At 67.3% G+C, this 26,945-nt stretch carries 21 protein-coding genes and 1 pseudogene; 10 read left to right on the top strand and 12 right to left on the bottom strand.

Annotation, left to right across the window (positions count from 1 at the left end; genetic code table 11):
- Positions 1-46 precede the first annotated feature (46 nt).
- From HQQ88_RS08540 to HQQ88_RS08530, 3 genes are all read right to left on the bottom strand, one after another.
- Entirely contained in the window at positions 47-1,381 is a 1,335-nt protein-coding gene (locus tag HQQ88_RS08540) for a sugar ABC transporter substrate-binding protein (protein ID WP_173169216.1), read from the bottom strand.
- 100 nt (positions 1,382-1,481) lie between these two features.
- The gene (locus HQQ88_RS08535; RefSeq protein ID WP_216834425.1) at positions 1,482-2,471 is read right to left on the bottom strand and encodes a carbohydrate ABC transporter permease; all 990 of its coding nucleotides are present in this window, start codon (positions 2,469-2,471) and stop codon (positions 1,482-1,484) included.
- Positions 2,468-3,415 carry a carbohydrate ABC transporter permease gene (locus tag HQQ88_RS08530; protein WP_131846757.1) on the bottom strand — a complete coding sequence of 316 codons (948 nt, stop codon included), beginning with the start codon at positions 3,413-3,415 and terminating at the stop codon, positions 2,468-2,470. The genes HQQ88_RS08535 and HQQ88_RS08530 overlap by 4 nt, the downstream gene beginning before the upstream one ends.
- Positions 3,416-3,606: 191 nt before the next feature.
- On the opposite strand from HQQ88_RS08530, the gene HQQ88_RS08525 reads away from it, so the two are divergent.
- Positions 3,607-4,641, top strand: coding sequence for a LacI family DNA-binding transcriptional regulator (locus HQQ88_RS08525; protein WP_173169215.1), 1,035 nt, complete (start codon positions 3,607-3,609; stop codon positions 4,639-4,641).
- A 595-nt stretch (positions 4,642-5,236) separates the two neighbouring features.
- Here HQQ88_RS08525 and HQQ88_RS08520 read toward each other — a convergent pair.
- Entirely contained in the window at positions 5,237-6,742 is a 1,506-nt protein-coding gene (locus HQQ88_RS08520) for an alpha-N-arabinofuranosidase (RefSeq protein ID WP_173169214.1), read from the bottom strand.
- 308 nt (positions 6,743-7,050) lie between these two features.
- On the opposite strand from HQQ88_RS08520, the gene HQQ88_RS08515 reads away from it, so the two are divergent.
- From HQQ88_RS08515 to HQQ88_RS08505, 3 genes are all read left to right on the top strand, one after another.
- The gene (locus HQQ88_RS08515; protein ID WP_111086245.1) at positions 7,051-8,406 is read left to right on the top strand and encodes an extracellular solute-binding protein; all 1,356 of its coding nucleotides are present in this window, start codon (positions 7,051-7,053) and stop codon (positions 8,404-8,406) included.
- An 84-nt stretch (positions 8,407-8,490) separates the two neighbouring features.
- Positions 8,491-9,462, top strand: a complete 972-nt coding sequence (locus HQQ88_RS19485; RefSeq protein WP_173169213.1) for a carbohydrate ABC transporter permease — start codon at positions 8,491-8,493, stop codon at positions 9,460-9,462.
- A gap of 1 nt (position 9,463) precedes the next feature.
- Entirely contained in the window at positions 9,464-10,378 is a 915-nt protein-coding gene (locus tag HQQ88_RS08505) for a carbohydrate ABC transporter permease (RefSeq protein ID WP_123314121.1), read from the top strand.
- Positions 10,379-10,585: 207 nt separating this feature from the next.
- Here the strand turns inward: HQQ88_RS08505 and HQQ88_RS08500 are convergent, their stop codons facing one another.
- The gene (locus HQQ88_RS08500; RefSeq protein WP_131921515.1) at positions 10,586-11,425 is read right to left on the bottom strand and encodes a siderophore-interacting protein; all 840 of its coding nucleotides are present in this window, start codon (positions 11,423-11,425) and stop codon (positions 10,586-10,588) included.
- Between the two features lie 28 nt (positions 11,426-11,453).
- Between HQQ88_RS08500 and HQQ88_RS08495 the strand changes: the two genes are divergently transcribed.
- The 4 genes from HQQ88_RS08495 to HQQ88_RS08480 are packed head-to-tail and all read left to right on the top strand — an operon-like array spanning position 11,454 to position 15,497.
- Entirely contained in the window at positions 11,454-12,533 is a 1,080-nt protein-coding gene (locus HQQ88_RS08495) for a FecCD family ABC transporter permease (RefSeq protein WP_367916999.1), read from the top strand.
- Positions 12,530-13,606: a FecCD family ABC transporter permease gene (locus HQQ88_RS08490; RefSeq protein ID WP_367916998.1), complete on the top strand. Its 1,077-nt coding sequence runs from the start codon at positions 12,530-12,532 to the stop codon at positions 13,604-13,606. The genes HQQ88_RS08495 and HQQ88_RS08490 overlap by 4 nt, the downstream gene beginning before the upstream one ends.
- On the top strand, positions 13,603-14,475 hold the full coding sequence (locus tag HQQ88_RS08485) for an ABC transporter ATP-binding protein (protein ID WP_173169211.1): 873 nt from the start codon (positions 13,603-13,605) through the stop codon (positions 14,473-14,475). Before HQQ88_RS08490 ends, HQQ88_RS08485 begins: the two co-directional genes overlap by 4 nt.
- 11 nt (positions 14,476-14,486) lie before the next feature.
- Positions 14,487-15,497, top strand: a complete 1,011-nt coding sequence (locus HQQ88_RS08480; RefSeq protein ID WP_123938322.1) for an ABC transporter substrate-binding protein — start codon at positions 14,487-14,489, stop codon at positions 15,495-15,497.
- A gap of 98 nt (positions 15,498-15,595) precedes the next feature.
- On the opposite strand, the gene HQQ88_RS08475 is transcribed toward HQQ88_RS08480, so the two are convergent.
- The 6 genes and pseudogenes from HQQ88_RS08475 to HQQ88_RS08450 all read right to left on the bottom strand — a co-directional run bounded on the left by HQQ88_RS08475 (position 15,596) and on the right by HQQ88_RS08450 (position 24,531).
- A complete protein-coding gene (locus HQQ88_RS08475) occupies positions 15,596-17,650 on the bottom strand; it encodes a transglycosylase domain-containing protein (RefSeq protein ID WP_254066996.1) in 2,055 nt (684 codons plus the stop codon).
- Positions 17,651-18,551: 901 nt separating this feature from the next.
- Positions 18,552-18,860, bottom strand: a pseudogene (locus tag HQQ88_RS08470) (multidrug efflux SMR transporter).
- A 283-nt stretch (positions 18,861-19,143) separates the two neighbouring features.
- Complete coding sequence (locus tag HQQ88_RS08465; protein ID WP_173169210.1) at positions 19,144-19,512, bottom strand: DUF6578 domain-containing protein; 369 nt, start codon at positions 19,510-19,512, stop codon at positions 19,144-19,146.
- A complete protein-coding gene (locus HQQ88_RS08460; protein WP_173169209.1) occupies positions 19,512-21,899 on the bottom strand; it encodes a hypothetical protein in 2,388 nt (795 codons plus the stop codon). Before HQQ88_RS08460 ends, HQQ88_RS08465 begins: the two co-directional genes overlap by 1 nt.
- Positions 21,900-22,392: 493 nt before the next feature.
- Positions 22,393-23,970 (bottom strand): PIN domain-containing protein, encoded by a 1,578-nt coding sequence (locus tag HQQ88_RS08455; protein WP_173169208.1) that lies wholly within the window; start codon positions 23,968-23,970, stop codon positions 22,393-22,395.
- A 12-nt stretch (positions 23,971-23,982) separates the two neighbouring features.
- Entirely contained in the window at positions 23,983-24,531 is a 549-nt protein-coding gene (locus HQQ88_RS08450; RefSeq protein ID WP_173169207.1) for a hypothetical protein, read from the bottom strand.
- A 577-nt stretch (positions 24,532-25,108) separates the two neighbouring features.
- Between HQQ88_RS08450 and HQQ88_RS08445 the strand changes: the two genes are divergently transcribed.
- The gene (locus tag HQQ88_RS08445) at positions 25,109-25,363 is read left to right on the top strand and encodes a hypothetical protein (RefSeq protein ID WP_173169206.1); all 255 of its coding nucleotides are present in this window, start codon (positions 25,109-25,111) and stop codon (positions 25,361-25,363) included.
- 174 nt (positions 25,364-25,537) lie between these two features.
- On the opposite strand, the gene HQQ88_RS08440 is transcribed toward HQQ88_RS08445, so the two are convergent.
- On the bottom strand, positions 25,538-25,993 hold the full coding sequence (locus HQQ88_RS08440) for a MarR family winged helix-turn-helix transcriptional regulator (protein WP_173169205.1): 456 nt from the start codon (positions 25,991-25,993) through the stop codon (positions 25,538-25,540).
- A gap of 56 nt (positions 25,994-26,049) precedes the next feature.
- Between HQQ88_RS08440 and HQQ88_RS08435 the strand changes: the two genes are divergently transcribed.
- Entirely contained in the window at positions 26,050-26,925 is an 876-nt protein-coding gene (locus HQQ88_RS08435) for an NmrA family NAD(P)-binding protein (protein WP_173169204.1), read from the top strand.
- The last annotated feature ends 20 nt before the right edge of the window (positions 26,926-26,945 follow it).

Below are 26,945 nucleotides of genomic sequence, written 5' to 3'. Positions count from 1 at the left end.
GTCGTGCGGACGATGTCCGCACGACCCCGGGGAGTTGGTACCGGTGCTACTTGGTCGAGACCGTGAAGCCCTGGTCCTTGCCGTACTTGGCGAGGGCCTTCTGCCAGGCCTCGAGGCCGGCGTCGAGCGAGGTGCCGTTCTCGTACGCCTGACCGACGGTGTCGGCGTAGACGCTGTTCGCGTACACCTGGTACGGCAGGTAGGTGAAGTCGTTGTCCGAGGACTTCGACGCGTCGACGAGCACCTTGTTGATCTGCTGCCCACCGAAGTAGGACGGCTTCTCGTCGAGGAAGGCCGACGAGTCGAGGTCAGCGGTCGTCGAGGGGAACCCGCCGGACTTCATGAAGACGCCGGTCGACTCCTTCGACGAGTTCAGCCACTTCAGGAAGCCCGCGGCGAGGGCCGGGTTCTTCGACTGCTTCATGACGACCTCGGCGCTGCCGCCGTTGTTCGCGGTCTGGGCGGTGCCGCCGTCGTAGGTCGGCATCGGGGCGACGCGCCAGTCACCCGAGGCCTGGGCGACGCCGGACTCCAGGTTGCCGGGCATCCAGGCGCCGGTGATCATCGTGGCGATCTCACCGTTGCCGAGCTGCTTGTACCAGTCGTCGGTCCAGCCGACGGTCTTCGACAGCAGGCCCTGCTCGACGAGCTCGTTCCAGGTGCTCGTCCACTTCTTCGAGCCCTCGTCCTGCAGGTTGATGGTCACCTTGTCACCGTCGGTGGTGAACGGGGTACCGCCGGCCTGGGCGATCATGCTCGTGGTGAAGCCGGCGTCGCCGGAGTCGGCCGCGATGTAGGCGTTCGGGTCGGCCTCGTGCAGCTTCTTCGCGGCGGCGACGTACTCGTCCCAGGTCTTCGGCACGGCGATGTCGTGCTTGTCGAAGACCGTCTTGTTGTAGAACAGCGCCATGGGGCCGGAGTCCTGCGGCAGGCCGTAGACCTTGTCGTCGATCGACACCGAGCTCCAGGTGCTCTTCGCGAACTTGTCCTCGAGCGAGTCGAAGCCGTAGCCGGACAGGTCGAGGAGCGAGTCGGACAGGGCGAACTGCGGCAGCGCGAAGTACTCGACCTGGGCGACGTCGGGGGCGCCCGAGCCGGCCTTCACGGTGTTCTGGAGCTTGGTGTACTGGTCGGCGCCGGTGCCGGCGTTGACGAGCTTGACCTTCACCTTGGGGTACTGCTTCTCGAACGCGGCGACCTGGGCCTTGGCGGAGGGGGTCCACGACCAGTAGGTCAGGGTGCCACCGTCCTTCAGTGCCTTGGTGATGTCGTCGGACGAGCCACCGGACGACGAGCCGCCGGTCGCGCAGGCGGCGAGGGCGATCGTGGCGGTGACGCCGATGGCGAGGGCGCTGAGCCCGCGCCGGAGACGCTTGTTCATGGGGGTGCCTTTCACTTCTTCGTGGAGAGGGGGGTAGGGCTGCTGTGTTCCGGACCGGAGGGCGCGGGGCGGGGTCGCCACGGGCCTCCCGTCCGACGGATCAGGCCTTGACGGACCCGGCTGCGAGGCCGGACTGCCAGAAGCGCTGGAGGAAGAGGAACGCGACCACGATCGGGATGATCGTGAGGAGCGATCCCGTGACGACGAGGTTGTAGATCGGCTGCGCGCCGGACCCGGTGGCCTGGGCGTTCCACTGGTTCAGTCCGACCGTCAGGGGGTACCACTTCGGGTCGCTCAGCATGATGAGCGGCAGGAAGTAGTTGTTCCAGGTGGCGACGACCGCGAAGAGCAGGACGGTGACGACACCGGGAGCGAGCAGGCGGAGCGCGATGGTGAAGAAGATCCGGAACTCGCCGGCGCCGTCCATGCGGGCGGCCTCGAGGAGTTCGGCGGGGATCGCGTCGACCGCGTAGGTCCAGATCAGGTACATGCCGAACGGGCTGATGAGCGACGGCAGGATGATCGACCACGGGGTGTTGGTCAGGCCGACCTGCGAGAAGAGCAGGAAGGTCGGGACCGCCAGGGCCGTGCCGGGGACCGCGATGGCACCGAGCACGATGGCGAAGACTGCGCGGCGTCCGGGGAACTGGAACTTCGCCATGCCGTAGCCGGCGACGGTCGCGAGCAGGGTGGCGCCACCGGCACCGACGACCACGTAGAGCAACGTGTTACCGAACCACTGCAGGAAGATGCCGTCGTTGTACGTGACGGTGTCGACGATGTTCTGCCAGAGGTTGAAGTCCCCGCCGAACCAGAGCCCGAACGTGGAGAGCAGCGACGCCTGCGTCTTCGTGCTGTTCACGAGCAGGTAGAACAGCGGCGCGAACGAGTAGACGACGAAGACGACCATGACCGCGGTCAGCAGGCCGGATTGCTTCGGCTTGCGTCCGTCGACGTGCTGCTCGGCCTTCCGCTCGGCCTTCCGGGAGGCCCGGGTCGAGCGGGTGCGCGGGTCGCGCTGCGTCGTGGTCGCCTCCGTGACCGTGGCCGGTCCGGCGGCGCCGGTCGCGGGGTGCTGGATGGTGCTCATCGGTTCTCCTGGCGGGTTCCGCGGACCTGGACGACGTAGGCGATCACCGCGGTGATCACGCCCATCACGATCGCGACGGTGGCGGAGTAGTTGAACTGCTGGCCGCTGAAGGACAGCGAGTAGGCGTACATGTTCGGGGTGAAGGCGCTGCCGATGACGTTCGGGGCCAGGGTCTTCAGCAGGTTCGGCTCGTTGAAGAGCTGGAAGCTGCCGATGATCGAGAAGATCGTGGCGATGACCATGGGGCCGCGCAGGGCCGGGAGCTTGATCGAGAAGACCGTGCGCAGGGGGCCGGCGCCGTCGAGCTCGGCGGCCTCGTACAGCTCACCGGGGACCGTGCGGAGTGCGGCGTAGAAGATCAGCATGTTGTAGCCGAGGAACTCCCACGTGACCACGTTGCCGATGGAGGTCAGCACCCAGGTGGGGCTGAACGGCTGCAGCAGGTCGATGCCGAGCGCGTCGTTCGCCGCACCGGTCAGGCCGAACTGGTTGCCGTAGATGAAGCCCCAGATCAGGGCCGCGACGACACCGGGGACGGCGTAGGGCAGGAACACCGCGATGCGGAAGAACGACGTGCCCCAGAGCCGTGCGCTGTCGAGTGCGAGGGCGGCGACGAGTGCGAGCCCGAGCATGATCGGCACCTGGACGACCAGGAAGATCGCGACCCGGCCGAACCCGGACCAGAACTTGGCGTCCTGGAAGAGCTGGACGTAGTTGGCGAACCAGACGAACTGGTTGCCGCCGATGAGCTGGTCGCGGAACAGGCTGAGCCAGAGGGCGTAGCCGATCGGGACGATGAGCATGGCGATCAGGACGACCACGAAGGGGCCGACGAACAGCCAACCGGTGTAGCGCCCCCGCGCCTTGGTCCGGCGACCTGCCGGGCGGGGGGCTGCCGGCTGCGCTGCGGCTGCCTCGCCGGGCCGCGCTGCGAGCGTGCTCATGTGACTCCTTCGTCTGCTGCGTTCGGGTGTCCGGTGTCTCGGCCGCGACCCGGGCCCGGTGACGGGCGCTCTGGCGGTCGCAGATGTTGACGTCAACATCGAACGTCAGGACGATAGCATGGCAACGTCAACATGCGCTAGCGTCCGGGAACGCAGACTGCGTGATCCCGCAACGGAAGGAGCTCGAGCCGATGACGACCGAGTCCCCCGCCGGCACCCGCCGCTCCCCCTCGATGGCCGCCGTCGCCGACGCCGCCGGGGTCTCGATGCAGACCGTCTCGCGCGTCGCACGCGGGTTCGACAACGTCAGCCCGGACACCCGCGACCGCGTGCAGCGCGCGATGGACACCCTGGGCTACCGGCCCAACCGTGCCGCACGGGCCCTGCGATCGGGGCGCTTCCGCACCATCGGCGTGATCATGTTCACGCTCGCGTCCTTCGGCAACATGCGCACGCTCGAGGCGATCGCCGACGCCGCCGGTACCGCCGACTTCACGATCACGTTGCTGCCGATGGCCTCGCGCACCGAGGAAGGCGTGCGCTCCGCGTTCTCCCGCTTGCACGAACAGGCCGTCGACGGCGTCGTGATCATCATCGAGTCGCACATCATCGACACCGCCGAGGTGGTGCTGCCCGACGGCGTGCCCATGGTCATCATCGACTCCACCGGCAGCACCGACCACCCGGCGATCGACACCGACCAGACCGACGGCGCGCGCCAGGCCACCCAGCACCTGCTCGACCTCGGCCACGAGACCGTCTGGCACGTCGCCGGACCGACCTCGTCGTACTCCGCCGCACGCCGGTTGGCCGCGTGGCAGGACACCCTCGAGCGCGCCGGGCGGCACGTCCCGCCGGTGTTCCACGGCGGGTGGAGCACCGACTCCGGCTACCGCGCCGGCCTCACCATCGCCACACGCCCGGACATCACCGCCGTGTTCGCCGCCAACGACCAGACCGCGCTCGGGGTGCTCCGCGCCGCGCACGAGTTCGGGCGGTCCGTGCCGTCGTCGCTCAGCGTGGTGGGGTTCGACGACTCCCCCGAGTCCGACTCCTTCTGGCCGCCGCTCACCACCGTGCACCAGTCCTTCGACGAGGTCGGGCGCCGAGCCGTCGCGAACCTGCTCGCCCAGATCGACGGCGAGTCTGTGTCCTCCGCCCCCGACCTGGTGCCCGTGCGCCTGGTGGAGCGGGCGAGCACCGCGCCGCCGCCCGCCGCGCGCTGACGCGCTGCGCGCCCGCCCGCCGCGCGCTGACGCGGCCGCACGTTTCTCGCCCAGCGACACCTCACGCGCGCCGCGCCCCGTGAACTGCCGCCCAGCCCGTGAACTCGCGGCCGGCGCCGGACGGGAGGCACGGTGCCGGCCCGCCACGGGCCTCCCGGCCGTCAGCCGCGCACGCTTCGCGCCCAGCGACACCTCACGCGCACCACAGTCGCCCAGCCCGTGAGACCGGCCACGCGCCGGACAGGAGGCCCGGCGCCAGCCCGCACGCTCCTCCCGGCCGTCAGCCGCGCACGTTTCGCGCCCAGCGACACCTCACGCGCACCACACCCCGTGAACTGTCGCCCAGCCCGTGAGACCGGCCACGCGCCGGACAGGAGGCCCGGCGCCAGCCCGCCACGGTCCTCCCGTCCGCCAGCCGCGCACGTTTCGCGCCCAGCGACACCTCACGCGCGCCGCACCCCGTGAACTGTCGCCCAGCCCGTGAACTCGCGGCCGGCGCCCCGCGCCCCGCACGAACGAGCAGAGGACGTCGGGCGCGAGCGCCCGACGTCCTCTGTGCTCACTCGACGCCCGCCGCAGCGAACACCGAGGCGTCTCAGCCGATCGACACGGCGGTCCAGGACACGGGCGGCAGCTCGATCGTGATGGTGTCGCCGTCGCGGCTGACCGTCTCGTTCGTGCGGAGCCCGACGCGCTCGGTGGACGAGAGGTCGTTCACGGCGTGGATGTCGTCGTCCCAGACGCCCTCGGCACGGACGTCGCCCGAGGCCGCCAAGCCCGCGAGGTCGATCGTGACGGTGGTCGACTCGGACGGGTGGCGGTTGATCAGGAAGACCGCCGCCTTGCCGTCCTCGGTCACGGTGGCCGCCGAGTCCACGACCGGCACCTCGCCGTACTTGCCGCCGTCGACGGTGTCACCCGAGGCCTTGACCTGCAGCGACGTGCCGTTCGCCAGGCGCGACGTCAGCGAGAACGGGAAGAACGTCGTCTGGCGCCAGGCCGGGCCGCCGGGCTCGGTCATGATCGGGCCGATGACGTTGACGAGCTGCGCGAGCGAGGCCGAGGCGACGCGGTCCGCGTGGCGGAGCAGCGAGATGAGCAGTCCACCCACGACGACGGCGTCGGCGACGGTGTAGACGTCCTCGAGCAGGCGCGGAGCGACCGGCCAGTCCTGCGGCCCGAAGGTCTTCTGCTGCTCGTTCCACTTCGTGATCGACCAGACGTTCCACTCGTCGAACGAGATGTCGATGCGCTTGTCGGACTTCTTCTGCGCCTGCACGTGATCGGCAGCGGTGGTGACCGTCTTGATGAAGTGGTCCATGTTGACGCCGGCGGCGAGGAACGACGGCAGGTCGTTGTCCTCTTCGTAGTAGGCGTGCGCGGAGATGTAGTCCACGTCGTCGTAGGTGTGCTCGAGGACGGTGCGCTCCCACTCGCCGAACGTCGGCATCGACGCTCCGGACGAACCGCAGGCGACCAGCTCGAGGTCGGGCTGGATCTGGCGCATGGCCTTCGCGGTCATGGCGGCGAGCTTGCCGTAGTCCTCGGCGTTCTTGTGGCCGAGCTGCCACGGGCCGTCCATCTCGTTGCCGAGGCACCACATCTTGATGGCGAAGGGCTCCTGGCGGCCGTTGGACTTGCGGTACTCGGACAGTGCGGTGCCGGCGTTGATGTTCGCGTACTCGAGCAGCTCGATTGCCTCAGCGGTGCCGCGCGTGCCGAGGTTCACGGCGAGCATGAGCTCCGAACCGACCTGGTCGAGCCAGTGCTGGAACTCGTGCAGGCCGACCTCGTTGGTCTCGGTCGAGTGCCAGGCCAGGTCGAGGCGCTTCGGGCGCTGCTCGACGGGGCCGACGCCGTCCTCCCACTTGTAGCCGGAGACGAAGTTGCCGCCGGGGTAGCGGATGGCGGAGACGCCGAGTTCCTTGACGAGCTCGACGACGTCCTTCCGGAAGCCGTGCTCGTCAGCGGTCTCGTGCGCGGGCTCGTGGATGCCGTCGTAGACGTGGCGGCCGAGGTGCTCGACGAACCCGCCGAACAGGCGACGTCGCACCGGCCCCACGGTGAACGCGGCGTCGAGGACGAGGTGTGTGCGGGGCATGGATCTCCTTCGATCGTGCGAGAGCGGGTACTGCGGGTCGTGCGGTGCGCGGGCTCGGTCCGGCGCCAGGGGTAGCGAAGCGGACCGTCACGAAAGTGAGCGCTCACCTGACCGAAACGCTACCGGGTTCCACGGCGACGCGAAAGGGGTGGCGGATGATCTTCGCGAGCGCTAATGTGAGCGCTCACGGAGCACCGACCCACGGCTCTCGTGCACGGAGCAGCAGTGTTCCGCGAACGGAGCAGCGATGCTCCGGCGGGAGCACCGACCCTGCTCCCGAGCCCGGCCCATCCCGATGGAGTGATGCCATGCCGAACCGCCCAGCAACACCCGCGTCGCGCCTCTCGCGCCGCGGCTTCCTCGCCGCAGGAGCGGCGGCCGCGACGGTCCTGCCGCTCGCCGCGTGCTCGAGCCCGATCGCGGCCGGCCTGGCCGGCAGCGCCCTCAACCCCGAGACGCTCGTCTTCTGGAACCTCTTCGGCGGCGGTGACGGCCTCCGCATGCAGGCGATGGAGGACGGCTACGCGAAGCAGCACGGCGGATCGAGCTCGCTGCAGGCCACCACGTTCGCGTGGGGCAACCCGTACTACTCGAAGCTGACACTGGCGACCGTCGGGAACAAGCCGCCGGACGTCGCGGTCGCCCACCTGACCCGCGCGAAGCCGCTGTGGGACGGCGACCTGCTCGACCCGATCACGTCCGAGGACCTGGCGAGCGTCGGCCTCAGCGCCGCCGACTTCAACCAGAAGGCGTGGACGGCGCAGAAGACCGACGGCAACAACATCGCCATCCCGCTCGACACCCACCCCTTCGTGCTCTTCTACAACGTTGACGTGTGCAAGAAGGCGGGCCTGCTCGACAGTGACGGCAACCTCAAGGACCTGTCCGGCATGGACACGTTCGAGAGCGCCCTCGCCGCCGTCGCGAAGGTCACCGGCGGCACCGCGCTCAACGTCGCCAACGTCGTGCCGGAGACCGCCACGCCGTGGCGCTTCTTCTGGACGATGTACAACCAGATCAACGACGCGACCCCGTTCATCAGCGACGGCGGCGCGAAGCTCACCGTCAACGAGGACGCCTACAACGAGGTCACCAGCCGCACCCAGAAGTGGGTCAAGCAGGGTTGGATGAACAAGGCGCTCGACTACGCCACGGCACAGTCCCTGATGTTCGACGGCAAGGCCGGCTTCTTCATGCAGGGCGAGTGGGAGATCAGCACGGCGCAGTCCATCAAGGGACTGAAGTTCGGCATGGCCCCGATCCCGCAGCTCTACGACAAGCCCGCGACGCAGGCGGACTCGCACACCTTCGTGCTGCCGAAGAAGGACCGCACGCCGGAGCAGCGCAAGCAGCACATGCTCTTCATCAAGCAGATGCTCGAGCAGAGCCTGACCTGGGCCGAGGGCGGGCACGTCCCCGCCTACATCCCGACCTTCGACAGCAGCGCCTACAAGGAGCTCAAGCCCCAGTCGAACTACGCGGCCGCAGCCGAGACCGCCGTGTTCGACGACCCCGCCTGGTACGGCGGCTCCGGCTCGACCTTCGAGGGCACCGTCGGCGCCCAGCTGGCACTCGTGCAGCAGGGCAGCTCGTCGCCCGCACAGGCGCTCAGTGCCATCAAGTCGCAGCTCGCGACCTACCTGAACACCCCGAGCCCGCTGTGACCGGGCACACGACCGCCCGGCTCGTACGCTCCGGGCACACGACCCACGCGATCGCCGTGAACACCGCGCGAAAGGCACGATGACGTGACCACAGCACCTGTCCTCGACCGGTCCACGGACGCGGCCACCGCGTCGCGTCCGCGCCGGAACCGCACCTACGGCACCAGCCTCACCCGTGGCCAGGGCCGCAGCGGCTGGCTCTTCCTCGCCCCGTTCGGCTTGTTCTACGCGGCCTTCCTGCTCGGCCCGACGGTCTGGATGATCGTCTCGAGCTTCTTCAACACCTCGACCGTCCGCACGGGCCTCGGCAGCTTCGCCGGGTTCGCGAACTACGCCGAGATGCTCGGACGCTCCGACTTCTGGTCGTCGCTCTGGCACACGCTGCAGTTCACGCTGTACACGACGCCGCCGCTCGTCATCCTGGCGTTCGTCTTCGCCGTGCTGACGAACCGGATGAACCGCGGCCAGTGGTTCTTCCGGCTGGCGTTCTTCCTGCCGTTCATCCTGCCGTCGGCGACGATCTCGCTCATCTGGGTGTTCATCTTCACGCCGGCGACCGGCCTCTGGGCGAGCATGCAGTCGGCCATCGGCCTCACCCCGGGCTCCGGCATGCTGTCCAGCCCGAACACCGCGATGATCGGTGTCGCGATCGCCACCGTCTGGTGGACCCTCGGCTTCAACTTCGTGCTCTACCTGGCCGGTCTGCAGGAGATCCCGCGCGAACTGTACGAAGCGGCCGCCGTCGACGGCGCGTCGAACTGGCAGCAGATCAAGTCGATCACGCTGCCGCTGCTCGGCCGCACCACGACGCTGGTCATCCTGTTGCAGATCATCGCGAGCCTGAAGATCTTCGACCAGGTGTACCTGATGACGAACGGCGGACCGGGCATCTCCACCCAGGTCTCGCTGCAGCTCATCACGGGCGTCGGCTTCACCGACAACCGACTCGGTGCCGCCTCGGCAGCGTCGGTGCTCCTGTTCATCGTGATCGTCGCGATCGCGGTCATCCGGCAGCTCGTCGAGCGCGCTGCCGCCAAGCGAGAGATCGGGGCCTGACATGACCGCCACCGAGAGCATCACCACCGGCCGCGCCAAGCTCCGCACCGGCGTCTCGGCCGCCGCGCCCGCGAACGCCGCCAAGATCGGCGTCTCCGGCAAGGGCTTCAACCTGGTCGCCGGCATCATCCTGATCGTCTTCGCGATCATCTGGCTCATCCCCAGCCTGTTCGCCCTGAAGACGTCGCTGTCCGACAACGGCGTCGCCGCCCTCGGCGCGAACTCGATCCTGTCGAACTGGAACCCGACGCTGCACTCCTACGCGGCACTGTTCCAGGCCGGCGACATCTGGAACTGGTACCTCGCCAGCGCCATCACGAGCGTCGTCACGGCCGTCCTGACCGTCATGTTCGCCTCGATGGCGGCGTTCGCGTTGTCCCGCCTGGTGTTCCGCGGTCGGAACATCGCGTTCCTGCTCATCATCCTCGGGATCATGATCCCGACGCAGGTCCTGATCATCCCGATCTTCCAGGAGCTCAACGCCGTCGGCCTGCTGAACACCTACTGGTCGGTCATCTTCCCGCAGGTGCCCGCCGTGATCGCGGTGTTCATCTTCAAGCAGTTCTTCGACGGGATCCCGAAGGAGCTGGAGGAAGCGGCACGCATCGACGGCGCCAACATCTGGAAGATCTACTGGTCGGTCATCCTGCCGCTGTCGCGTCCGGTGATCGCCGCGGTGACGATCCTGACGTTCGTCGGTGTCTGGAACAACCTGCTGCTGCCGCTGTTCGTGCTGTCGAACCCGGACCTCATGACGATCCCGGTCGGGCTCGCCACGGTCCAGGGCAGCTTCGGTCAGCGCTACGCGGACATCCAGGCCGGAGCGATCCTGGCGGCGTTGCCGCTGATCATCCTCTACCTGATCTTCCAGCGGCAGATCGTGGAGGGCGTGACGGGTTCCGGCCTCAAGGGCTGACGCCGCCCCAGGGCGGACGGGAGGCCCGGTGCCAGCTGGCACCGGGCCTCCCGTCCGTCGGTCGGTCGCGTCTCGGGCGCGGGTCGCCTGCCGAGATCGGGCGTACCTGGCGGGGACGGGCGTACCTGGCGAGAAGTTCTGTGACGGTTCGCCCGAAGGCACCAGGCACCAGGCATCGCAGGCGCCAGGGGAAGGAACGAGCGCCGCTCAGGCGGAGACGGACTCCTTGGCCTCGTGCTTCCAGAAGCCGGAGAACGTGATGCGCGCCTTCGGCAGACCCGCACGGTGCAGGTGCCGGCGGCCCTCGGTGGCGAGGGTCGACTCGCCGACCACGAAGGCGTACCCGCGGTCGTCGACGGGCACGTGCCGCTGCAGTTCGGCGAGCGCCGCGCGGCCCGGGACGGCGTGGTGGTCGACCTCGTCACGGACGATCCACATGACCGTGACCCCGGCCGGTGCGTCGATCTCGCGGACGTCGCCAGCGGTGGGGACCTCTTGGATGATGCGGCCGACGGCGTTCCGGGGCAGCGACGCGGCGATGCCGAGCACGCCGGGCAGGCCGGTCTCCTCGGCCGCGATGACGATCTCGCTGGTGTCGTCCGGGCAGTCGAAGATGCAGCCCTGGTCGAGCATCGCCAGTTGGTCGCCGGGGCGGGCACCGCAGGCCCAGATCGCGGCACGGCCTTCGGGCTCGCCGTCGGCGTCGGTGTGCACGACGAAGTCGATGTCCATCTCGGCGGTGCCGTCGGGCATCGGGCGGAACGCGGCGACGGTGTAGTTCGCGCAGTGCGGGCGGACGTCCTCGGGGATGGCCAGGAACGTCGGCCACCACTTCTTGCCGTCGAGGTCCGGCATCCGGAACGCGTCCTGGTCCGGACGCCCGGTGAACAGGCGGAACCAGTGGTCGAAGCCGAGGAACGGGAACTCGTGCAGGTCGTCGCCGGTGACGGTCACGCGCTGCATCGACGGCGTCGTGCGCTCGGTCCGCAGGACCCGGGCACGGAAGAGCCGGGGATTCTCGGGCAGGAGCCGCGGAGTCTTCGCCATGAGGCAAGGCTAACCTAAGATGTTCTCCGTGCCAGCCCCCTCCCCCACCTTGGCTTCCGTCTCGGAGGCCCGCGTCACCGATGCGTCCGCCGCACTCGGCGTCCACCGCACCGCCGTCCGTCGCCGCGTCCTGGTGATCGCCGGACTGGTCGTCGTGCTGGTCGTGGTGGCGGTCGCGAGCATGCTCCTCGGCAGCAACCGGATCGGCGTCGACCGGGTGCTCGACGGCCTGTTCCGGACCGGGTCGACCACCGACGAGGCGATCGTCTGGGGCTCCCGGATCCCGCGCACGCTCATCGGTGCCGCGGTCGGTGCGGCCCTCGGGATCGCGGGGCTCCTGATGCAGGGACACACGCGCAACCCGCTCGCCGACCCCGGACTGTTCGGGGTCTCGTCGGGTGCCGGGCTCGCCGTCGTCCTCGGCGTCTACGTGTTCGGCGTCACGAGCACCGGCGCGACGGTGTGGTTCGCCCTCGGCGGCGCACTGGTCGCGAGCGTCGTGGTGTTCTCGGTGACCATCGCGGGCAGCGGGACGGCGAGCCCGGTACCCCTCGCCCTCGCGGGCGCCGCCGTCTCGGCCCTGTTGGGCGCGCTGACCTCGTTCGTCGTCCTGACCGACCAGGACTCGCTCGACGCGTACCGGCTGTGGGTCGTCGGTTCCCTCGCCGCACGCCAACTCGACATCCTCGGGGCAGTGTGGCCGTTCCTGGTCGCCGGGCTGGTGCTCGCGATCCTGAACGTCCGGGCACTCGATGCGCTCGGGCTCGGCTCGGACCTGGCCAAGGGCCTGGGCGAGAACGTGCTCTTCGCGCGGCTCGTCGGGCTCGGGGCCATCACGTTGCTGGCAGCCGGAGCGACCGCCGCCGCCGGGCCGATCGGCTTCGTCGGCCTGACGGTGCCGCACGTCGCCCGAGCCCTCGTCGGTACCGGGCACCGGTGGACCCTGCCGGTCTCCGGGCTCGTCGGAGCGGCGCTCGTGCTGCTCGCCGACGTCGTGGGGCGGCTCATCGGCGGGTTCTCGGAGGTCGAGGTCGGCATCGTCCTGGCCGTCATCGGCGGCCCCGTCTTCGTCGCCGTCGCTCGTCGCCGATCGCTGGTGTCCCTGTGACGGGCGCAGCGGTCCGCGCGCCCGGCCGTTCCGGTGTCCGCATCGGCCCGATCGGCCTCGCCTGGCGCCCGCGGGTGTTCTGGTACACGGTCGCCGCTCTCGGTCTGGTCCTGGTGCTCGTCGTCCTCGGTGTCGCGATCGGCTCGACCTGGATCGCCCCGGGCATCGTGCTCCGCTCCCTGGTCGGGCTCGAGACCGGCCCGGACGGCTTCATCATCACCACCCTCCGGCTGCCCCGTGTCCTCACCGGAGCGCTCGTCGGGCTGACCCTCGGCATCGCCGGCGCACTGACCCAGACCTTCACGCGGAACCCCCTGGGCACCCCGGACATCATCGGCGTGACCTCGGGCGCGAGCGTCGGCGCCGTGGCGGCCATCGTGCTCGGTGGGGGCACGTACTCGGTGTCCTCGATCGTGCTCAGCGGCGGGATCCCGGTGGCCGCGACGATCGGTGCGCTCATCGCCGCCGCCGTCGTGTACGGGCTCGGCTGGCGCGGCGGGGTGCAGAGCTACCGGCTCATCCTGGTCGGCATCGGCGTGAGCGCGACCCTCGACGCCGTGACGAGCTACCTGCTCGTCCGCGCCAAGATCACCATCGCGACCGCGGCGTCGCAGTGGCTCGTCGGCAGCCTGTCGAGCACCTCGTGGTCGAGCGTCTGGCCGCTGCTCATCGTCGCCGCGGTCGCGGTGCCGATCGCCCTGGCGACGAGTGCGGCGCTCGGCATCGGACAGCTCGGTGACGAGGTCGCGACGGGGGTGGGGCTCGCCGTCCAGCGGCACCGCCTGCTCGTGATCGCCCTGGCCGTCGTGCTCACCGCCGCCGCCGTCGCCGCCGCCGGACCGGTCGGCTTCGTCGCGTTCGTGGTACCGCAGGTCGGACTCCGGCTGGCCGGGACGAACCGGCCACCGCTACTGCTCGCCGGTCTGCTCGGCGCCGCGCTGGTCCTCGCGGCGGACCTGCTGTCCCGATCGGCGTTCCCGTGGCAGGTGCCCGTCGGCATCATCACGACCGTGATCGGTGCCCCGTACCTGATCTGGCTCCTCATCCGTCACCGCAAGGAGATGTCCCGATGACGACACCCCCGTCCACCCCGCCGTCCACCCCGGTCCTCGAAGCCCGCGGCCTGTCCGTCGGCTACGACCGGCACCCGGTGCTGACCGATCTCGACCTGCGCATCGAGCGCGGCACCGTGACGACGTTCCTCGGCGCGAACGGCTGCGGCAAGTCGACCCTGCTCAAGGCCTTCGGGCGCGTGCTGAAGCCGCAGTCCGGCGAGGTCCTGCTCGACGGTGCCCCGATCCGCAAGGAACCGAACCGCCAGGTCGCGCGGAAACTCGCGATCCTGCCGCAGTCCCCCGTCGCTCCTGCGGGCACGAGCGTGCTCGACCTGGTGATGCGCGGCCGCAACCCGCACCAGTCGTGGGCGAAGCCGTGGACCGCGGACGACGCCGACGTCGCCGAGCAGGCCATCGCGGCGACCGGGCTGACCGACGTCGCCCACCGCGACGTCGCGAGCCTGTCGGGTGGCCAGCGACAGCGTGCGTGGATCGCCCTGGTGGTGGCGCAGCAGGCCGACACGTTGCTGCTCGACGAACCGACGACCTACCTGGACCTCGCGCACCAGCTCGAGGTCCTGCGCCTGGTGCGCCGACTCAACCGGGAGCAGGGCTCCACCATCGTGATGGTCCTGCACGACCTGTCGCTCGCGGCCCGGTTCTCCGACCGGCTCGTCGTCCTGCACGACGGCGGCGTCGCTGCAGACGGCGCACCGCACGAGGTACTGACCCCCGCGTTGCTCGAGCACGCCTTCGGGCTGCACGCGCGCGTGTTCCCGGACCCCGTGACCGGGGCGCCGATGATCGTGCCCGAGGCCGACGAGCACGACCCGGCGCCGCATGCCGAACCAGACGTCGAACTAGCGGGTGCCGCAAACTTAGGTTAGCCTCTCCTAACGTGAAGCTCTCCCGACGCGGCTCCCTCCGAGCCACCCTCCTGACCTCCGTGGCCGTCTCGGCCCTCCTCCTCGCCGGCTGCTCGAGCACCGACTCGAACGACTCCGACGGCGACACCGCGGCGTCGAAGGCCTGGTCCTACGAGGACGCCACCGGCACGACCGTCAAGGTCGACCACACGCCGAAGCGCGTCGTCGTGCTGAACGACATCGCGATCTCGTTCATCGAGTACGGCCTGAAGCCGGTCGGCACCTTCGGCCAGCTGACCATGGCGAAGGACGCCCGCTTCGATGACCTGGACACCGACGGCATCACGCAGCTCGGCACCGGGTACGGCGACGTCGACCTCGAGAAGCTCGCAGCGCTGAAGCCCGACCTCGTCGTGACCTCGGTCTACCCGACCGACGAGAAGGGCACGCTCGACGACACGCAGCCCGGGTACGGCTTCAAGGACAACGAGCAGGAGAAGCAGATCGAGGCCATCGCGCCGGTCGTCCAGGTCAAGTGGGGCGGCAAGGGCGAGGACGTCATCGAGAAGATCGCCGACCTGAGCGAGTCCCTCGGTGCCAAGGAGTCGACGATCGAGGCCGCCGAGAAGCGCTTCGACACCGCCGGCGACGAGCTCGAGAAGGTCGCGAAGGAGCAGGACCTGTCGGTCGTCTCCATGTACGCCGACGGTGACGGCGCCTACGTCACCCGCCCGACCGACGAGCCGCTGCTGCAGATGTACTCGTCGTTCGGCGTCGACTTCGTGAACCCGAAGCCGAAGGGCTTCTACTGGGGCATCTACTCGTGGGAGAACGCGGGCCAGATCAAGGCCGACGTGCTGCTGCTGTCGCAGCAGGGCTACCAGGTCGCGGACCTCGAGAAGCAGCCGACCTTCGCCGACAACGCGGCGCTCGAGGCCGGCCAGGTGCACAGCTTCACCTTCCCGGCGCTCGACTACGCCTCGCAGGCCGGCTACATGACGGAGCTCGCGGGCTGGCTCGAGGACAGCAAGAAGCTGTCCTAGACGCAACCGGAAAGCAGACGGGAGGCCCGTTGCCAGCTGGCAACGGGCCTCCCGTCTGTCCGTGGTGCGTTCTCGAACACGTGCCCCGCCTGGTGTCGTCAGCCCACTGGCAAGGCGGCGTTCACCGCGGTCTGCGCATCGCGCCAGACCGCTGCGCGGGACCCCGCGTAGGTGCCGCCCTGACCGTTCGAGTAGTACCGCAGGTTGTGCTTCCCGCCGTCGGTGTTGCCCTGCCAGTACGCGGTCACAGCGCGCGAGCTCCCGCCGACCAACCACACCTGGTCGGCGGCGTCGGCCGTACCGGTCTTGCCGAACAGCGTGGTGCCGTCCGGGGTCTGGCCGCCGCTCGCCGTGCCGCCCCGGAACGCGCCCTGCATGACCTCGAAGGCCGTCGCCGCGGTCTGCGGCGAGACGGCCTGCGAGCAGGTGCGCGGCTGCCCGCCGAGCTCCGTGCCGTCCGGTGCGGTCACCTGGTCGATGACGACCGGCGCGCAGTAGCGACCACCGTTCGCGACGCCCGCGTACGCCGCCGCCATCGTCAGCGGCGCGATGCTCTCGGTGCCGAGCAGCGACGCGGGGTTCCACGGCAGCTCGCCGCCGGCGGCCAGGTGCACACCGAGGCGCTTCGCGACGTCGCGGATGTCGCACAGGTCGAGCTGTGCCGCCATCGACTGGTAGGCGGCGTTCACGGACTGGGCCGTGGCCGAGCGGACCGAGTACGGCCCCTTCTGGCCGGGCGAGTCGTTCTTCGGCTGCCAGAAGGCCGTCGTCTGCTCGCCGCACGCCGTCCACGTGCTCTGCGGGTGCGGCGTACCGTTCACGACCGTGTCCGGGCTGCGGCCGGCCTCGAGCCACGCCAGCAGCGTGAACATCTTGTACGTCGAGCCGGTCTGGAAGCCCGTCGAATCTCCGTCGGCCTGGTCGACGGCGTAGTTCAGCGACGTCGCCGTCGGTGGCGCCTGCTCCGACCGGTCGTAGTCGGTGTTCTGCGCCATCGTGAGCACCCGGCCGGTGCCCGCCTCGACGGTGTTCAGCGTCGCGCCCAGCGCGAGACGAGTCTCGGTCTTCGGGTCGTACCGGTCGAGCAGTTCCTTCTGCTTCGCGTTCAGGTCGAGGTCGAGCGTCGTCTGGATGCGGTACCCACCCGTCCGCCAGGCGTCGGCGCGCTGCTGCTTCGTCGCTCCGAGCTGCGGCAGTCGTGCGGCGACGCGTTTGGCGTAGTCGCAGAAGAACTCCGCACCGGTCTCGACGGCCTCGCACCCCTGCTGCGGTGCGGTGATGCGCACGGAGTCGGCCAGCCGCGACAGCCGTGCCGTGCGGTACTCGTCGGTCGTCAGGTGTCCCTGCTCGTGCATCGAGCGGAGGATCACGTTCCGCCGCGCGGCGTTGTCGCGGTAGTTGTCCGGCGTGGACAGGTCGCGGCGCTCCGGCCACTGCACGATCGCGATGAGCGATGCCGCTTCGGCCGGGGTCAGGTCGGTGGCGGACTTGCCGTAGTAGTGCTGCGCGGCCGACTGCACACCGTAGGTCTGGTCGCCGAAGTACGCGATGTTCAGGTACGCCGTCAGGATCTGCTCCTTGGTGTACTTCTTCGCCAGGCCGATCGCGAGCTTCATCTCGGCGAGCTTCCGCTGCGGCGACCGCTTCGTCGCCTCCTTGTACCCGGCCTTCTGCTCCTCGAGCGTCGGCAGCTCGCTCGCCCGCTGGATCTTGATGTTGCGGACGAGCTGCATCGTGAGCGTCGAGCCACCCGAACCGCCCTCGCCCTGCGACGCGGCGACGCTCACCAGGGAGCGGACCATCGACGTCGCGTCCACACCACCGGTCTCGTAGAACCGCTTGTCCTCACCGTCGACCGCGGCGTGCTTCAGCTGGTCGCTGATCTGGTCGAACGACAGCTCCTGCCGGTCCTGCGCCCACACGTTCGCCAGGTGCACCGGTTCGCCACCGCGGTAGGCCCAGACCTGGTTGCGCTGCGGCAGATCCCCGATCTCGATGTGCTCCGGCAGCGATTCGAACACCCCGATCGCCGACGTCGTGCTCACCCCGGCGACCGCGATCATCGGCGTCACGCCGACCCCGATCATCAACCCGGCGAGCACACTGCCGCCCACGAAGCCGAGCGCGGCTCCCCCTGCACGTCTCATCGTCATCGCTCTGGATCCCCCGTGGTGCATCACCGCACCGATCTGGCGCGGTAGTTCGGGAGCGTCCCAGCCGTTCTCGGGCGGTCGCCGGGACTTCGCCGCGGAACACCGCCGTGTCCGCTGGGAATGCGCCCGTCGTGACGGGATCGTGACGTCAGTGGGGGCGATCTCGGCCCTCCGGACGATGACGGGCGACCCCGAGAGCGCCCATCCCTGCGCGTCTCGTCGCCAGGCGGTCAGTTCAGTACGAGCGTGCAGCACGTGAGGCACGAGCTCCCAATGCACCTCCATCGAAAAAACGTCGGTCGTCGCGGCGCACGCCCGCGGCAACGAGGGGTCCTCGCGCCGAGCCGTGTCCCGCTGCCGGACGCACAGGCGAGCCAGACCCGATCTACATCGCCACGTTGTCTCGCAAGCCACTGTGAATGACACCTTCACCGAAGACGCTTGCGAGACATGGTTGTGAGAACCGTCGCATCCCCGGATCCCGCGGGACGGAACGCCTCGGCCGTGCTACCGACGAGACGTTTCGCAACCGTACGGACGCAAGACGGTGCTCGCGGCCCTACTCGGGCGAGTCCGCGAGCCAACGAGTCCGAGCGAGGACGTCGTCAAAAGGCAAACACTTCGCGTTCGGGCAGCGGGCACTGGTTCGCACCACGGTCGAGACGGGTGAGCGTCGACGGATCCACTGATCGTCGCCAACTCCGGTTCACGACTCCGGCGCCGGCGCGAGTGTCGCTTCGCTCGATCAGACATCTCGTCGCCGTCGCCCCAATGACCACCCCGTGGCTGAAGGGGTGCCCAGATGCGACAGATAGCTGCGCAGTTGGTGCGTGATCCGTCCACATTCAGTCGGGGCACGGTGTGGCAGCGCGGGTTCGCAAGTCGAAGGGGTCGCCGGACGTCAGTGCGCTGCACCAACCTCGATGAGGAGGACACCGCCGATGATGAGGATGATCCCGAGGCTCATCAGCCAGGTGAGGGGTTCCTTGAAGAGGACCTTGGAGATGATCGCGGTGAGGGCGACGCCGGCTGCTGCCCAGATACCGTAGGCGATCCCCAGGGGGAGACCGTTGGACAGTGTGAGGGTTAGTGCGATGAAGGCGAGGACGTAGCCGACTGCAACGCCGGCGTACTAACGTTTGTTGTCGATAGCGAGGCGAAGTGATGTGGTGCCGGCGACCTCGAAGAGGATCGCGCCGATCAGGAACAGTTAGGCCATCAGGCGGTCTCCGCTTTCTTTGCCGCCTGCGCACCGAGCTCCACGCAGAGCACGCCGACGATGATGACGACGACCCGCTGACCCGAACACGTCGCCTCCGACCCAGACTTGTCCAGTTAGAGTCCAAGACCTCCGAGAGCAAGTGTCATACAAACCCAAATCGGACCCTAACCGGACGCTCCTCCAACGTCATGCCTGACGTCCAGTTGGGGTGTACCTCAACCAGACGGTACGAAGAACGCCCCGCCGGAAGGGCGGGGCGTTCTGGGGGGACCTACAGACTGCTTTCGACGTTGACGACGAATCCAGTGACGTGGATTGATATATCCAATTGATGAACCTTGAAAGTGTTTTCTACTTTTTGGGTTTTGGCACCTGTCGGCCAACGGTCGGCAGCTGACGGAGCCTTATCCTGCTCGAAATCAGGCGCAATTGCGTAGATTTCTTTTATTGCTCCGGCGATCGGCCTGGCATTCGGAGAATCCGATGCAATGCTGTCAATTTCCCATGAGGGTGCATCGTCACCGAGCATGTCGGTGTACCACTCGCGGTGCGCCGGAATGATTATCCAATCTACGCTGTCGCCATCCTTAAGATCGAGGCTAAGATCCTCCAAATACCATCGGGGTATCCAAACCTTCATCAGACAGCCTTCTTCAGCCAGTTCGGGCAGTACTGTGCCTTACCGGCCTGCCGACAATATCCCGTGACAACTCCGCGCGGTTTACCATCGATTCTGTCTTTGTTGCGATTGACGATGGTTCGGTAATGCGCAATATTCTCGATTTTGCCGCGGTAAGTCTTGTAGAATGTCGTGTCATACTGATAGGTAGTCGCGTTTGGGTTACCTCGACTATCGGCGTACTGCGTTGCTCGCTGCACAATCTTCAGCGTGCCGTTATGCTTAGCGACAATCTTGTTGAAGTAGACACCATTGCGTAGATAGACGCGGTAGCCATACTTATCCGTCCAGCTCGTGTAGATCTCTTGTTCGTAGGACTGCTTCGCGGAGGTCGAACTAGCAGCGCTAGTGCTGTTGAGTTCCCCGGCCGGCGCGGTCACGACCTGCCCGTCACTGGTGGTGAGTTCAGTGTCAACTGGTGTTGGGTCGGTGTTGAAGGTGCTCAACGGCGACTCGCGGTGCACCTGTGCTCGGCTTTCGCCGGACTTTCCTTCGACTACGACGTTCCAGTAGTAGGTGCGCCCAGCCTCAAGCTGCCCGCTGGGGACGGTCCATGAATCAGCTTGCCAACCGCTTTCGACGATGGGAGTGGAGAGTCCGTCAGGGTTGGCTGTCACTGTGTACTTGAACTTCGTGTCGCCCTCGAACGCATCTCCGGTAGGCGCCACCGACAGCGTCACGTCGTCTGCATTCACCAAGGAGCCCTGTTCCGGCATCGTGGTGAGGTCTGCGCTACCCCAGTCACCCAGCCCAAAGGAGAAGCTGGATTCTGCAACAACAGCATCGGTCTCATCGACGATTGCTGCGGAAACCAGGTTGATACCACCGGTGGTGTCGAGCAGGAAATCTCCTGTCGATGACGCGGTCTCGTCGAGGCTTGTGCCCCAGACTGCGATCCCGTTGTTCGATACGACGAGTTGGAGGTCGGATCGGAAAGCAGGAGCAACCGAGTAGTGGCAGGATATGGCGTTTGCGGGGTACGTCGATGACCACGATCCAGGGGTGTAGGCGCCGTCGCAAGTCACCGTCGGCGCTGCGGGATTGGTGTACCAGCCCTGCACGTCAATGACGTAGTTAGTGGCGTCGGCGACGTTGTTGAGGTTGATCTTGCCGTTCGTGCCGAGGGCGACGGTGACGGTGTTGGTGCGGATCTCGTCGGTCTGGAAGTTGATTGACGTCGTGTCCGGCTGCGTGGTTCCGTTGGCCCACACGGATGCGCGCCCGTCGCTGCCGCCGTGCGCGGCGGTCAGCGTGAGGACGACGGCGGTGATGCCGGAGCCCATGACCGGGACGCCGGCCTGACCGGCGACCGGGATTGCGCGGGTCTCGTTCTTGGCAAGGATCGTGTTTCCCGTCGCGCGGGAGTCGAAGACCCGACCAATGCCGGGAGTGAAGGTTGCGCCGGTGACGCCGGCCTTGGTGAAGTACCCCTGCAGGTCGATGACGAGGTTGATGGTCGACGAGCCGTTGTAGATCGTCATCTTCCCGCTCGAGGACAGGCGAACCTGCGCCTGGATCGAGGTGTTCACCGACGGCGCGTAGTGCAGCGCATTGTCCGGACGGGTGGTCCCGGTCGCGTACGGGGTGAGGTACCCGTCGGAAGCGGTGGAGTTGATCGGCAGGAGGTTCACGACCGCGCCGGATGCGCCGGCCGGGACGCCGTTGGCGCCGGTGACCTGGATGTCGACGCTCTTCCCCGGCGCGAGGAGTGCCTTCGGGGCGCCGAGCCCGGAACGGGTGTCGACGATGCGCTTGCCCGCGACGGGGACGAAGCCACCGGCGGCGGTGCCGTCGGTGTTGGCGGTGTAGTAGCCCTGCACGTCGAGGATCAGTCGTGCGGCTGTCTCGGTCGACACCTGGATGGTGCCAGCCGCGCTGACGGCGACGATCGCGGTGTTGGAGACGTACTCGCCCGCGTTGTCGTTGTAGATCAGCATCGTCGTGCGCGACGTGTCCGCATCCGGGCGGCCGTAGAGGATGCCGTTGTCCGCCGAGCCGCTGACGGTCGCGTTGAGGGACACGGCGCCGACAGTGCCGTCGTCGGGGATCCCGGCGACGCCGGCGATCTTGATGGTCCGGTACTTGCCCGCCTCCATCGGCGTGCTGAACCCGCCGGTACCAACCTTGGTGTCAAGGACACGGCCGGACGCGGGCACGAACACGCCACCGGTGCCGGTGTCGTTGATGGCCTGCGCCGGGGTAGCGACGAGTAGTGATCCGACAAGTGCGAGCGCGCCGAGGGTGGCAGCAGCGATGCTGCGCTTCCTCGTGCGCGGAGCGTGCAGCAGTGTGCGCACAAGACCCCCTACGTGATGGACAGCACGGGTTGCTGTCAGCTTGCGCAGCATATGAGGAAGCTGAGTATCTGTACCCGACCCCCAAACGGGGACGTTAACAAAAGGCCTGGTCAGAGCCGATTGTACCGATTTGATATGAGTGATCCTTCAGGTCAGACTCGTACATGGGACAGTGCGGAAGCCATGCGGGCACGGGGTACAGATGAGCGGATACAGTGACGCTGTGCATCCTTTGCTTCGTCGACCACGCCTGTTGATTGGCGCCCTGCTCTTTGCTGCCGTGGCGGTGGCAGTCGTGGCGGCAATTGCGACGCACAACGCGTCCCCCCTACAGCCAGTGTTCGGCCTCGGTGATTCACCCGTCCGGTCATACGTTGCGACGAAGAGTCAATGGGAGGCGGCGAACACCGCACACACCGTGGCATGGGTGACTGCCACACTTTCGGTTACCCTTCTGCTGGCCACTCTCGCCATCGGCGTCATGACGCGCCCCAAGATGCGGCCCCGCAACGGAGCTTGACTCAGATCACGTCCTCGGTGCCCGTTAAGCACGAGGCGGCGGATCCTGGTCTGTTGAGTCGCCGGGCGGATGATCCTTCACTTCCCCCGTAGTGTCGGCATTGGCGTCTTGTTTGGACTCTCCCGAGGCACCGTTGGCGTTGAGGGCGGAGCGCGCTGCACGGCGCGCCGAGTCCGAGAGTGCGGACCAAGCAGGGTCACTGCCGCTTAGTTCACGATGCGCAAGTGCTGTGGCGACGGATCCAACGCCAGTATTCTCGGCCGCACGCCGCTGGATCTCCGCAGCGATCGACCCGAGGTTCGTCCCTTCGGCCGCACGTCGCTGGATCTCCGCAGCGATCGACCCAAGGTTCGTCCCTTCGGCCGCACGTCGCTGGATCTCCGCAGCGATCGAGCCGAGGTTCGTCCCTTCGGCCGCACGTCGCTGGATCTCCGCAGCGATCGAGCCGAGGTTCGCTCCCTCAGTCGCACGCCGCTGGATCTCAGCAGCGATCGACGACTTCGTGACTGCCGCCTGTTGGGCGGCGAATACTGCTGAGTTGATTTGCTGACGCTCCCAGAGAGAAAAAGCACTTGATGTGAGCGTCCGAGTGCCCTGCGCATCTACGCTGCCGAATCGCGGTCCGGTGTAGATGGGGGCGGGCTGGATGTCGGTGCGGTCGCGATCGACGTGAATCCCGTGATCATCAACGGTGTACCAAGCGGTGATGTCGAGGTCCTGGTACGAGCTCTCGTCATCGTCATCTGGCCAGTCGATCCAGTCGAACGCAACGCGGGCCGTCATACGGATCCTCGTCCGATACGACCGGCCCCCATCTACGAGGTCACGGGCAAACGCCCATACGAGTTCGGGTGCGCCAGGGTCACTGACATCAGCATCGACGGGTTCATCAAGATCGAGAGCGATCCACAGTTCGGGGGCGTGGAGCTCTCCGTTGGGGAACAGTGCGCGGACCACATCGCCCAGGTGCTCCGCTTCCGGAACGACACGGTCTTCGCTGCTGGAGTACTTCTGGGGAGGTACGAAGTCGTTGAGCGTTTTGCAGATACGGATGGTTCCCGTCGTCAGGATCGCGTCGATCTCGTCACGGAGCTCCGGATGAAGGTCAGCGCCCTTGTTGTTCCGGTAGGCGAGGTCTTTTGAGATGAAGACGATCTCCTCGTGCGGGAACTCGCGAGCAAGGTCGAGCACGGTGTACCAGTGCAACGCGTCACGATAGCCGCCGCCGTCTTCGTTGAACGGCTTGCCTCTGTCGATGGCGCGTTGAGCAACCTCATCGTGGGGAACGACCGGGGTGTCCCTGATAGTCACGCCTTCCGCTTCAAGGTAGATCGTGGCGTCGTACTGACTGGCCCAGCGTTCCACCTCGTCTGCGGCTGCCCGTACTGCTTGCTTCACCTCGTCTGGCGCCCGATGAACATCAACCCTAGGACGCTGATCGCGCCGGTTCTGCCGAACTTTTCCGGTGACCTCAGCGGCAACGATGCGTGGCACCACCACCGTGAGGGCGCCATCGCGGATCGCCGTCGTGATCGCGCGCCACGTGCCACCCTGCAGCTGAGGGTTCGGCACGATCGCGTTCGCATCGGGTACAAGAATCATGGAACTTAGTCCTCAGTCCTGATTGCCACGAAACGCTTCGGGCGGGTCGATAGCTGCACCGGAGGTGTCGAGGAACACTTGGAAGTAAGCGGTGAGTGGGTTTGCGTCAGTAAGAGCACTCGTGTCGACAGCGACTTTGTCGGCCCATGCCTGCCCGACGAGGACTCGCACCCAAGGGCGGACTGCTGAAGTGACCGGGACTCGGTCGTCAGTGCCTTGACGTCGCGCGGAAACTGAGACGGTCAGGATCTTACCGACACCGTCCGCGTCTCCAATCCAAGCTTCTTCGGTGGTGAAGTCTGCTGTGAAGAGGAAGGCGGTATCGGGTTCGTTGACCGCCGTTATTGGCCCGAGACGCGGCATCGTCACCGCCCTCAACCGGGCTGTCTCTTGGAGTTCTGCGCCTTGCTTGCCGCCGTGGGTGGGGAGGATGTCGGTGGAGTCCCCTGCCGCCGTGAAGAGGGCTTGCTGGAACGCTCGAATCTCGGGTTCGTGGTTCGTGGTTCGTCCAGATGACGGCCTCGAGAGGGTCTTCTGGTGCCGACTCGGACAGATGTCCACCGGACTGTTTGTAAGCCAGCATCAGCGCGTCGACACCGGCGGTTTTCCGTGCCGCTTCGACCCGGGCCACCTCCGCTGCCGTACTCGGAAGCCCAAGCAGATGCCCTCGCAACGGCTTCGCAGCGTCGATGACGGCCTGGTGATACTGCACGCACAGATTGCAGCGGCGGCGTCCGAAAGGCGGTCTCCAGTGAGCTGGTGAACATAGTCCTCAGCCGGCACTTCAAGCTCCCCGACCGACAGGTTCGCCGCGGCCGCTACCGCGCACACGGCGTCCCACCCCGGATAGAGGTCCCCAGCTCCCCACCCGTTCACGATGGTCTCGTGCTAACCGAGCGCGGCAGCCAATCCTGCTCCGCCACCAGGAACACGGCGTACCGCGTTGGCAATCCAGAACGGGCGGAACCCTCCAGCCCGCCACTGGGCGAACGTGACGGGGAACGACCTTTGGGCTGCGGCGACGCTGACGCCGTCGAGACGACTCTGGAGCGCCGCGGTATCGATCTCGTCCATAGGTTCCATGATGTCCCCCCGCCGCGAGCGGACTGTCCACCCGCAGAAGACCGTGACCAGAACCATGCAGAACAACGTGAACAGCCACAGTTCTGGCCCTCATCTCAAGGCGTCCAAATCTGCACCGGTGACCGACCGGCTAAAGAGACGCCCGGGCACGGATCTCACTGGCAGGCTGGATGTTATGAAGACGGATCTCGCCTCGGTCACTGCAGCTATCCCGAAGGACGGTTCCTCGCTGCCGCCTTGGGTCGTTGTCTTGTTTGTGGTTGTGATCGTCGGCGTAGCGCTCACGTTGTTCCTTCGACGCAAGCGCTGAGCGCCGAACGCCCGGAGGGCGATCCCGCTGCGGCACGACTCGACGGCAGTGGAGTCCGGGCAGGGCACTGGTGCCGATGTGTGGGCTGTAGGAAGTGAGTGCTTTGCGGACGTCCGCCGCGAACGCGGCCTGCTCACCGTTCATGAGCTGGTGCCAGCGAACCGGCTTCGAGTGTCATGTCTGCTCCGTCTGCCGCGATCGAGACAGAAACGCCAAGAGTTGGTCGTTGACGAGCGTTTGCGAATCACCATCGACGAACAGCTCGTTCGTCGCGAGAACGTCGGGGAACGCCTTGTTGAGGAGAGCTGCCCCGTCCTCAGAGAGGAACAGGCGACCGGATCGACCACGCCCTCGGACGCCTTCTCGACGAATCAGCCCTCGCCCGTCGAGACCATCGATGATCGGGGCGACGCTCTGCGCTCGGATCTCCGCGGCACGGGCCACTTCAGCCTGGGTGAGCTCGCCGTTTGCGGCGGCAAGCTGAGACAGGACCCCGAACTCCACCGGGGTGAGCCCATGCTCCTTCAACGCCATCGCGACGATTCGGCCCGCCTGACGCGCGGCACGGATGACGGTCCACCCGACGACCGCGTCGATGTCGGCCTCAGTGATCTTGATCGTGTCTGACACCCAGCCATCGTAGGCCGAGTAGCGTCTAGAATCAGGAAACTGATTTGAAGGGCAACATGACTGACACGATTACGATCACCGGCGCGACCGGGGATGTTGGCGGCAAGACCCTCGAGCAGCTCCGAGGGATGGGAGCAACCGTTCGTGCAGTTGCTCGCCGCCCAGAGCAGATCGCGAAGTTCGAGAAGCAAGGGATCCAGGCGGCCCTGTCGACGCTTGATGACCTGCCGTCGTTGACGCGCGTATTCGAGGGATCTGACCAGGTCTTGATCGTGACCGCGGGCGGCAAGGAGCAGGCGCTCCACGGCCGGAATGCCGTACTTGCTGCGAAGCAGGCCGGCGTGCGGGCGATCGTGCACCTCTCGACCGGGGATGCGAACCCTGCCTCGTCCGTGCCGTGGGCGCGGGCACCTTGGCACACCGACGAATTGATCAAGATGTCGGGGCTTGAGTACACGATCCTTCACCCGTCGGCGTTCATGCAGAACCTCACCCAGTTCGCCATCCCCATCAAGCGCGGCTTTTTCCCGCAGACGACGGGGCGCGGCGCTGTCGCGTGGACGGACACCAACGACATCGCCCGGGTCGCAGCCACGATCCTCCACAACGGCCAGCACAGCGGCAGCGAGCCACTGATCACCGGGCCGGTCTCTTTGACGTCCCGGGAGGTCGCAGACATCTTCTCGAAGGTTCTCGGCCGTCGAATCCGCTACGTGCATCTTCCGAGCCGCGTGTTCGCAGGCATCATCCGTCTCGGCGGCGGCGACGCGTGGACAGCAGAGGGTCTCCGACAGCAGTTCGCCCGGGTAGTTCGACACGGACTCGACCACGCCGGGGACCGGTCCGATGACGTCCAGAAGATCACCGGCACTCCCGCCACCTCGCTCGAAGCGTGGGTCCGAGCGAACAGGAACAGCTTCGTCTCCAGCTGAACCATCGGCTGCAGAACACT

Source organism: Curtobacterium sp. VKM Ac-2861, assembly GCF_013204965.1.
Classification (GTDB): Bacteria; Actinomycetota; Actinomycetes; order Actinomycetales; family Microbacteriaceae; genus Curtobacterium.
The sequence above is the reverse complement of the archived record's forward strand: the minus strand, read 5'-3'. Positions and strand labels throughout refer to the sequence as shown.

Bases quoted from the DNA above. Each gene is read 5' to 3' on its own strand.
- HQQ88_RS08525 (WP_173169215.1), top strand. From the start codon at position 3,607: ATGACGACCGAGTCCCCCGCCGGCACCCGCCGCTCCCCCTCGATGGCC.
- HQQ88_RS08520 (WP_173169214.1), bottom strand. From the start codon at position 6,742: ATGCCCCGCACACACCTCGTCCTCGACGCCGCGTTCACCGTGGGGCCG.
- HQQ88_RS08540 (WP_173169216.1), bottom strand. From the start codon at position 1,381: ATGAACAAGCGTCTCCGGCGCGGGCTCAGCGCCCTCGCCATCGGCGTC.
- HQQ88_RS08465 (WP_173169210.1), bottom strand. From the start codon at position 19,512: ATGAAGGTTTGGATACCCCGATGGTATTTGGAGGATCTTAGCCTCGAT.
- HQQ88_RS08460 (WP_173169209.1), bottom strand. From the start codon at position 21,899: ATGCTGCGCAAGCTGACAGCAACCCGTGCTGTCCATCACGTAGGGGGT.
- HQQ88_RS08505 (WP_123314121.1), top strand. From the start codon at position 9,464: ATGACCGCCACCGAGAGCATCACCACCGGCCGCGCCAAGCTCCGCACC.
- HQQ88_RS08455 (WP_173169208.1), bottom strand. From the start codon at position 23,970: ATGATTCTTGTACCCGATGCGAACGCGATCGTGCCGAACCCTCAGCTG.
- HQQ88_RS08435 (WP_173169204.1), top strand. From the start codon at position 26,050: ATGACTGACACGATTACGATCACCGGCGCGACCGGGGATGTTGGCGGC.
- HQQ88_RS08515 (WP_111086245.1), top strand. From the start codon at position 7,051: ATGCCGAACCGCCCAGCAACACCCGCGTCGCGCCTCTCGCGCCGCGGC.
- HQQ88_RS08485 (WP_173169211.1), top strand. From the start codon at position 13,603: ATGACGACACCCCCGTCCACCCCGCCGTCCACCCCGGTCCTCGAAGCC.
- HQQ88_RS08530 (WP_131846757.1), bottom strand. From the start codon at position 3,415: ATGAGCACGCTCGCAGCGCGGCCCGGCGAGGCAGCCGCAGCGCAGCCG.
- HQQ88_RS08500 (WP_131921515.1), bottom strand. From the start codon at position 11,425: ATGGCGAAGACTCCGCGGCTCCTGCCCGAGAATCCCCGGCTCTTCCGT.
- HQQ88_RS08445 (WP_173169206.1), top strand. From the start codon at position 25,109: ATGCAGAACAACGTGAACAGCCACAGTTCTGGCCCTCATCTCAAGGCG.
- HQQ88_RS08535 (WP_216834425.1), bottom strand. From the start codon at position 2,471: ATGAGCACCATCCAGCACCCCGCGACCGGCGCCGCCGGACCGGCCACG.
- HQQ88_RS08475 (WP_254066996.1), bottom strand. From the start codon at position 17,650: ATGACGATGAGACGTGCAGGGGGAGCCGCGCTCGGCTTCGTGGGCGGC.